Annotated in this window: 2 pseudogenes; both read right to left on the bottom strand. The window is 34.6% G+C overall.

What is annotated here, in order from left to right:
- Nucleotides 1–473, bottom strand: a pseudogene (locus tag AC1DDX_RS27565) (SdiA-regulated family protein); the annotation flags it as partial.
- A 13-nt stretch (nucleotides 474–486) separates the two neighbouring features.
- A pseudogene (locus AC1DDX_RS27560) lies at nucleotides 487–1,221 on the bottom strand (polyphosphate kinase 1); the annotation flags it as partial.

The following is a 1,221-nucleotide window of genomic DNA, read 5'->3' as shown; positions in this document are numbered from 1 at the left end:
ATATATAACTTGCTGGTAGCAGCATCGGCATACAAGCTTTCGTATTCAGCTTTTGGCACCAGGTGCTTAGATTCCTTTACAAGGTCAGATTTTTCTTTGATTGCCTCAGAAAAAGGAAAAGAATAAAGGGCTCCACTACTTTTGAGTACAAAAACCCTATCATGAAATATACTGACATCTTCATAATCTCCTCTGGAGCCAAATTTCATATTCTTTTGTTCTTTCACATCCCATTTTTGCCTGAACAATTTACCTTCTTCATCCTGAATGCTATAGATCGTATCGCTATTACTGTCGTGAAAGGCAATACCTGATATTTCAAGCAAACTCGATGGCATATTGAACTTATCAGGTTTAGTTAAGTCATAACCCTTTGGGCTTGTATATTTCCCTAGTGGGCTTTTACATGCGTAGGTTCCAAAAAGAGCTAACAAAATAACAATACATAAACACTTAGAGTAGATTCGTTTCATAAATAATCGGGATTTATATTGTATCAGTATCTTTTAGAAATTTATAAATAGATTCCTGAGCGTTATCATGTAACTGTAAGTTAACTATTTTCATTATAATTTCCTTCAACTTAGCATCATATAATGGGAAACATACTTCAATTCGGCTATAAATATTACGGTTCATCCAATCTGCAGATCCCATAAATATTTCTTTATTACCATTATTTTCAAAAATAAAAATACGTCCGTGTTCAAGGTAGCGGTCTACAATCCGGGTTACGGTAATATTTTCACTTAATCCGGCTTGTCCTGGTATTAAACAACAGATTCCTCTTACAATAAGTTGTACTTTCACTCCTGCTTGCGATGCTTCATAAAGTTTAGAGATCAGGATCTTCTCTTCCAGATTATTTAATTTTATAGTAATACCATTGATTAATCCCGCTTTTGCATTTTCTATTTCTCTTTGTATAAGATCAAGGAATTTTTGCTGTAAATTAAATTGGGCTACCAGCAAATGCTTAAAATCTATCAGATCTTCTGGTCCTGGCGCCTTTTTATTCTTACGCAAAAAACCGAATAGGGATTCGAGCTCTTTAAGCATCGGCTGATGGGAAGTAAGCAGAATTTGATCTGTATAAAACCTTGCGGTTGATTCATTTAAATTTCCGGTAGCCAGCAAACCTACAAACTCTTCTTTTCCACTTATAACCCGCTTTACAAGAGCAACTTTGGCATGTACTTTTAAATCAATACTACTATAAAC

This window comes from Pedobacter sp. 10L46_2 (assembly GCF_056395165.1).
This window is presented reverse-complemented; position numbering and strand designations above follow the sequence as displayed.